A 7,559-nucleotide genomic window follows, 5' to 3' on the forward strand; every position below is an offset into this window, starting at 1 on the left:
CTCAGCCAATTCAACATGTTTCAAAGCCTTCAGCTCAACCGCTTCTTCTGAAAAAAGCAGATCTTTCACGTGCACACTATCGTGGTGGGAACGCGCTTTTACTGCTCCTTTGGCACGTGCTTTGGCAATCACCAGCTTGCCATCACTTGTCAATCTCATGGCGCCTGCATTGGCAACCATGTCTCCTCGCATCTTAACGCCGGCGCCTTTATCATTGGCAATCACGCGGATCTGCCCCGCATACATTCCACCAAACTCACTGGAATCAATCGCCAATTCTGGCTCTTTGCCATCAGAACCAAGAGAAGTTGCTTCGCGCTTGTGATAATCAAAATGATTGTGACCAGCGATAACAGCCAAATCTCCTTTGACCTGTATGGGACCCCCGATACTGATCTTGCGCGAAACAAGATCAAAAATATCTAATGCACTCCCATCAGCCCCACGAGAGCCTATGGTGATATCACCACCCTCAACACGCAACCCACTCAAAGCGCCATCGGCTCCAATGATCGGTTGTCCGGTCGATAAAGTCACCCGTGGAGTATTGATAAAGCCACAACCATTACAGGTAATCCCATTGGGGTTGGCGATAATAACATCCGCCATTTGCCCGTGTACTTCGCTCACGCCTTCAAGACGCGAGCGATTGGCACTCACCACTTCATTAAGGATAACCTTTGCTGCACCGCTATAACGCAAATTGCCGTTGCCTGGCACCAATCCCCCAAGCTGTGAACGCGAAACCTCCTCAGTCGAATTGTTCAAAATCACGCCATGGGTATCAACATTGAAACTGTCATATTTGTTATGAGAAAGACCCTGTCCATTGGGGCGAACAATATCAATCAGCGGCACATCATTGCCGGCTTTCCCCACCGTGGGGCGGAAAACAGAGCCAACCCCATCAGCTGCTTTTATCCCTTGGCTCTCTTGTGCAACAGGACTTCGCGCTCCAAGCGCTTGTGCTTGCAACAACAAAGGCTGAAAAGCTAAGCAAAAACTTAAAACAAGTGAAAGCCCCTTATGGATCCCTCGCTGCAAAACACAAAGAACGCGCTGCCATAGCTTGTATCCATATCCCAATCTATGCTTTTGATTTTTCAATCCCCGCATCTTCAGCTCCTCATAAAATTCTTTATCTCTTAAAAAAACAACCCAAAGGGATGTAAACAGCGCAGCGATATTTTTACCGCCCCTTTGCTCTAAAATCTCAATAATGCCCGTACTTGAAATAACCCTGTCGAATTTCCCTTTTCTCGCACTGTCGATTGGGTTAAAATATTCGAATAAGATACATCAATATCCGTAATGTCTCCGGTTGCATGGAAACCAAGAGTTGCCCCAACGAGGCTCCCGCCAAAACTGTTTTTGTTTGCATCATTGGCTACAGCCCCCAGATCAAGCGCCATATAAGGGGAAAATTGGCTTATAAATTTACGCCCCATTCTCGAAGAAAAACCTGGCAACAACAGCGACAATTCATTGCGCCAAAACGCCCCATTATTGCCGTAATAAATCGCCTCACGCACCCCGCGCACAGAGGAACTACCACCAAGCGATATTTGCTCTGAACTAAACAACGTGTCGGGTGATAATTGTCCTGAAAACAGTGTGTTATAGCGAAAGTTATACTGTTTGAGCGAAAAAGGACGCACGTAGCCTAGGGAAAAAGACAATTTGGAAAATTGCCCTTTGGGTGAATTTTTTGTTGCATTCTCTTGCTCTTTATCATCATAAGCGCCAAGAATTGCCAACCCTTTATGAAACCCTATATGCGCGCTTAACTCTCCTCCAAGCCACTTGCGCGAATGATCAAGCTCAAAGGTTGCAATAGCCAGTTTACGGCTGGAAACATCAACCCGACTGCCCATAATAAAATTATCAGAATATTTCCATGTTAAGCGTCCCGTAAGCCAGGTCTTTCCCTCTTGATCACGGTCAATAACCCGTGAAATCCACGGTGTCAGCGATAAAGACTTACCCTCAGTCATAATATCGGAAAATATTCCCTTAACACTCGAATGATATTGGCTCCACGTCCCATCAAAACCTGTTGTCCAAGTGCCATAGGGAAGAGAAAAGGATCCCGTTAGAGTATCACTATTGGGGCGCTTGTGAGAAAAATGATACGGACTACCATCCATAGAACGCTGATAGCTAAACGACCATTGATCATTGATCCCTAATAGATCATCAAAAGAAAGGCTCAAGCGCGTTTGATAAATTCCTGTTGCTTTAGCACCAAGATTATCGCTGGAAAGCGTAATAAGCCAAGGTTTCTGTTTTTCAATATGAACATCGAGTATCGAACCACCCGAATTGCTACCCGCACCAAGATTAATGGTAGCTTGGCGTGAGAAAAGCCGATTGATTTGATCAAGCCCTTGCTCTATCTGGCGCAGATTGGTCGGCTTCCCAATAAGGTTTGGAAAAGCCGTGGTGATTTCTCCTTGAGATTTCCTTCCAACTTTATGCCCATCAAGGGTAATATCTTCCATCACACCTTCAACAACAACAATCTTGAGATGACCGCCGCTTAAATCTTGCTCAGGCAAATAAGCCCGCACTGCAATATAGCCGCGCTTCATATAAAGCTTGGTCACCGCTTTGAGCACTTTATTGATTTCGGCAATCCCCAAACACCGTCCTTCCCAAAGAGAAATGGCTTCATGAAGGTCGGTGTGAGAAATCAACTGAGCACCAACAAATTCAATGCTTTTGATCAGCAAACAGGTTGTACCAGACGAAGCACCATAGGGAGATGTGGTATCATCATCTGGCAAAAATACCCCACGGGTTTCGTTTCTACGGTGTAATTGCTGAAAACGCTGTTGTTGTGTTTGTTGTCGTTGGATGCTCTCTGATTGATTAATCGCTTTCTCACGAATGTTTTGGGCAAAACTCGGCAACGAAAAAAGGCACAAAATAGCCGCAAAAATAAAAGTGAAAAAAAATCTATGCATTCATTGTGTCCTCAAAATGAGCAACCAAATGAACCATATCATCAGCGTCACAGAAAAAATCGCCAACCGCGTAACAATTTTTTAATTTTTTGATGAGAATAATACTTATAACATCTGAGAGAAAAGCATAGACTGTACTGTATACACCTGCTTTATGTGTTGTGCAAACCATATCATTTCCCCCGCTTGCGAAGATTTTACAATTACACTGTTAAATGACAATCATACACTCTATATGCTTCTTAATTTTAAGGTGTTGCATGTAATATAATCTTGAGCTTCAAGTAAAGACTCTTATTCATAGAATAGACCAAATTTATTGGAACTGTTACATATTAGAGACAACAAAAAACACTCCATTATTATCGCTTGATAAGAAAAATAGTATGACAATAGCTTATTTACTAAAATAAGCAAAAAAGAAAATGCGTGATGCCATAACTTATGAAGAATTAGCGCATTTTAAAACTGCTTATCCCAATGAAAAAATTACTAAAGATGATCTATTTTATTATGTTTACGGTCTTTTGCATTCAGAAGATTATCGCACTCGTTATGTCAATAACCTCTCTAAAAAATTGCCGCGTATCCCGTGTGTAAAGAATGCTGATGATTTTTGGAAATTTGTGACAGTAGGGCGTAAACTGGGGCATTTGCACGTGAATTATGAAACTGTAGAGCCTTATCCTGTGACCTTTTAAAAGGGTAATCCAAAATTAACTGATATCCCTAATCCAGAAAAGTTTTATTATGTGACTGAAATGAAATTCGCAAAAATTAAGGATAGTAAGGAAAAGAATAAATCAACAGTTACTTATAATAGCAATATCATCATGACAGATATCCCTAAGTAAGCTTATGAGTATATCGTCAATGGCAAGCCTGCTCTTGAATGGTTTATGGGGCGTCAATGTGTAAAAACAGATAAAAAGAGTGGTATTGTGAATGATGCCAATCACTATGCTGTTGAAACCATTGGCAACCCTGCTTATCCATTAGAGTTATTTCAAAGGGTTATTACTGTAAGTTTAGAAACAATGAAAATTGTTAAGAACTTACCAAAATTAGAAATAAGAGAAACCAAATAACTTATAAAGCATGCTCACATGATAGGCATATTAACCTCACAAGGGGTATAAGGTCTTATACCTATAGGTTCTATATCACTTTTATAAATTGCTTACATACAATCTTTAAAAGGAGTATTTATATGCGTTATTCTAAAAAGAAATCATTTGCACTTTTAAATACTCTTATTTTGATTGCCTTTAAAAGATTATATCGTAATCTAAAATGATAGCTTTATCCTTTTCAAAAGCTTTGTTTAAACAGAATTATGTATATTCATTTTCTTATATTACTTATAGGTTTTGAATTTTTCTACCCCCCCCAAAAAAACCTACAAAAATATATAGCATTAGTTGAATTTATAGGTTGCATTATTAATATAGGTTGTATTTTGAAAAATAGACAAAACTCAACTTATTGAAATATAATGATTTTAATTTTTTCTCATTTAAAAAAAATGATATAGGTTCTAAAAAGAACTGACAAGACTGACAAAAGTTTATTAAAAGGGATTTTGCTCATCTCTATAATGATCAGTTTCTATTGAGATGTTTTCATAACAAGCAATAAATCACAATTATCCTATTTATCATTTCTCTTATGAACATGAAAAATGATGCCATGGCTATAAAGAACATAACAGCTATAGAGAAAGCAAAAATGCAAATGAAAGCATTTGTTATAAGAGCGCGGTGCTATTAAGGTCGTTTAAATTAAAGCCCCTTATAAACAAAATTCACAAAAAATTTAAAATTCATTTAGTAACAAAATTGATAGGTTATAAAGTTTAAAATACGCATTATGAGAGCGTTTCTAAATATTATAAATGTATAGATTCAGAAAATAACGCTATCGTTTCATAAAACCTATAATATAGTTTTAAAAGCACATAAATATAAAAGAAGAAATTGATAAGCATAAGATATTATCAACACGCAACGTATTAAAAAATAAGAAAAAATATCAAAAAGATAGAAATATTATTTGACAATAAACACGTATTTTGTTATATAAATATTCAAGTGCTGAAAACACTTAACGATTAGCGGATAGGTTACGAAACAATCTTTCCAAAGTCTTTAAAATACTGACTGTTTTTTATACGTATTAAAGCGTATAATGATTTTGTCGGGTGTGTCACACCATGCAATACCCTTATGGGAAAAGTGTGACGACGGACTAATCGCCGTGTTTTCAACGCCCGGCGCCTTTATAGCGCGTCAATTGAAAACTTCATTACGATTAGAAAGAATTTAAAATGAAAAATTCTATAATAAAAACTTCCCAAAATACAATTTCCTCTAACATTGCAAACGAAATCACATCTGTTAATCAACAAGAGTCTGCAAAAAAATACGAATTTACCAATGAAAAATTCACTTTTGATGGTCTTACTTTACACCGTATACGTGCTCTAAGAGATTTTGATGATGTTAAGGCGGGAGACCTCGGCGGTTTTATTGAAAATGAAAGTAACTTATCCCATGATGGCAATTGCTGGGTCTATGATAATGCCGCGGTTCTTTTCAATGCAACTGTTTATGAAAATGCTAAAATTTATAATGACGCGAAAATCTTTAGAGGTGCCAAGGTGTGTGGCAATGCTATCGTTAATGGCAAAGCATTGGTTTTTGATACAACCGCTCATATTTATGATAATGCAAAAATTCATGATAACGCTAAGGTCTGTGGGCATGTTTATGGTAATGCCGTAATTAGTGATAATGCTACTATTTCTAATGGTGCCAAGGTTTATGACAATGCCCGTGTCTATGAAAATGCCTATGTTTGTGGCTATATTTTTGGCAATGCCCATGTGTATGGCAAGTCACGCATTTATGTCTGGGCGCGCGTTTATGATAATGCCCATGTTTTTTGTAATGCCTGGATTAAGGATTATTCAAGTATCTATGGTTATGCCAAGGTTTCTGGCTCGGCTCGTGTTGGTTGCTTTGTAAGGATTTATGATAATGCCAAGGTCTATGGCAAATCAAATATTGATCATCATGTGCAAATTTATGGCAATGCTGTTGTCAATAGCCGTGCAAAAATTCGTAATGATATCTGTGATGATAATCAGTCACTAAAAGACGCTGCTTAAATAACGCGTGGGCGCAGCGGGGGCGCCCTCCTTTAAATATCTCATTTAAAAATTTAAATCTCTTTATGAAGGAATTGTGCTATGCAAAAGAAGTTTGCACTCACAAATGAAACGCGTGTATTTGGTAATCATACCCTTTATCGCATTAAAGCTTTAAAAGATTTTGATGATGTAAAGGCGGGGTCCTTAGGCGGCTTTATTGAAAAGGAAGTTAACCTATCCCATGATGGTAATTGCTGGGTGTATGATGAGGCTTGTGTCTATGGTCATGCAAGAGTGTATGAAAATGCAAAAATACGCCATTTTTCTCAAGTCTGTGGTCAAGTTTATGGCAATGCTGAAGTCTATGGAAAAGCTTTTATCTCTCAATATGCTAAAGTTTATGACCATGCTTTTGTCTATGGCAATGCTCATGTTTATGGCAATATTTATGGGTATGCTCATGTGAATGGTAGTGCCCGCATTCTTGCTGATGCTCATATTTATGACCATGCGCATGTTTCTTATGATGCTACGGTTTTTAGTTATGCACGCGTTTATGGTCATGCCAAGGTTTCTGGCTTGGTTTGTATTTATAGCCATGCAAAAGTTTATAATTATGCTGTTATTAATGGTCGTGCAAAAATTTATGGCAAGGTTTATGGGAATGCTTGTGTGAGTGGCTCTTGTGAGATTTATGGCTCTGTTTATGGCAATGCTAAAATCTCATATTGTGCAACGATCTGGGGGCGTGCTTATGGCAATGCAAAAATCAATAAAAAAAGCAAAGTAAGGTTAGTTCCAAAAAATTGTGAGGTTTATGAAAGGGATAAGCTTGTCAATATAACTGATAAAACAGAATAAAAACAGGTATGGGGGGCGTGCATTCTTTATGGTTATAAACGCATATAAAATGCATTGCTATAAACATATCATAAAAGAGAGAGTAAAATAAAAAAAAAGCCGTGCCAAATGATATGACGCGGCTTTCAAATAACGATTATAATGATAAAAAATAATCATCCACAATGGAGTAATGAATGCATATATACAAAACGTATCATATTGCAAGCGCTCTATGAGAGATATGAAAACTTATCAAAAGGAATGTAAATGTGCGTATGATCTTTAATCACTCATTTGAATGAGAAAGCCTATAAAACGCTTGTTATGGCTATCAAACGTATCAAACAAATCAAAATGCTCGGTAGCTTTAACAATCCAATCAAAAGCAAATGCATATTCAATAAATATCTGCAAAAAACGTTCTTTTTACATTTGGAAGCGTTGGTTTTTACAAAGCAGCTTTTCATAAAACAAATAAACAATTATGGTTTTTTGTTACCATTTTTATCAAGTCAATTTTATTAATAATAGTTATTAAAAAATCACAAAATTAGAATAACCACTTGAAAATATACCCATATGGGTATATTAATAATCAT

At 37.5% G+C, this 7,559-nt stretch carries 6 protein-coding genes and 1 pseudogene; 3 read left to right on the plus strand and 4 right to left on the minus strand.

Annotation, left to right across the window (positions count from 1 at the left end):
- The 3 genes from PVV63_RS09415 to PVV63_RS09425 all read right to left on the minus strand — a co-directional run.
- A partial coding sequence (locus tag PVV63_RS09415) for a filamentous hemagglutinin N-terminal domain-containing protein (protein ID WP_273791628.1) occupies positions 1-1,116 on the minus strand: 1,116 nt, incomplete at its 3' end.
- An 89-nt stretch (positions 1,117-1,205) separates the two neighbouring features.
- Positions 1,206-2,966, minus strand: coding sequence for a ShlB/FhaC/HecB family hemolysin secretion/activation protein (locus PVV63_RS09420; protein ID WP_273791629.1), 1,761 nt, complete (start codon positions 2,964-2,966; stop codon positions 1,206-1,208).
- A complete protein-coding gene (locus PVV63_RS09425) occupies positions 2,959-3,138 on the minus strand; it encodes a hypothetical protein (RefSeq protein ID WP_273791630.1) in 180 nt (59 codons plus the stop codon). Before PVV63_RS09425 ends, PVV63_RS09420 begins: the two co-directional genes overlap by 8 nt.
- 256 nt (positions 3,139-3,394) lie before the next feature.
- Here PVV63_RS09425 and PVV63_RS09430 point away from each other — a divergent pair.
- The 3 genes and pseudogenes from PVV63_RS09430 to PVV63_RS09440 all read left to right on the plus strand — a co-directional run.
- Positions 3,395-4,054, plus strand: a pseudogene (locus PVV63_RS09430) (type ISP restriction/modification enzyme); the annotation flags it as partial.
- Positions 4,055-5,292: 1,238 nt separating this feature from the next.
- The gene (locus tag PVV63_RS09435; protein WP_273791631.1) at positions 5,293-6,135 is read left to right on the plus strand and encodes a hypothetical protein; all 843 of its coding nucleotides are present in this window, start codon (positions 5,293-5,295) and stop codon (positions 6,133-6,135) included.
- An 81-nt stretch (positions 6,136-6,216) separates the two neighbouring features.
- Entirely contained in the window at positions 6,217-6,978 is a 762-nt protein-coding gene (locus tag PVV63_RS09440; RefSeq protein WP_273791632.1) for a hypothetical protein, read from the plus strand.
- A 264-nt stretch (positions 6,979-7,242) separates the two neighbouring features.
- Here PVV63_RS09440 and PVV63_RS09445 read toward each other — a convergent pair whose 3' ends face one another.
- Positions 7,243-7,374 (minus strand): hypothetical protein, encoded by a 132-nt coding sequence (locus PVV63_RS09445; protein WP_273791633.1) that lies wholly within the window; start codon positions 7,372-7,374, stop codon positions 7,243-7,245.
- Between the last annotated feature and the right edge of the window lie 185 nt (positions 7,375-7,559).

Source organism: Bartonella sp. CM31XJBT (genome assembly GCF_028618555.1).
Classification (GTDB): Bacteria; Pseudomonadota; Alphaproteobacteria; order Rhizobiales; family Rhizobiaceae; genus Bartonella.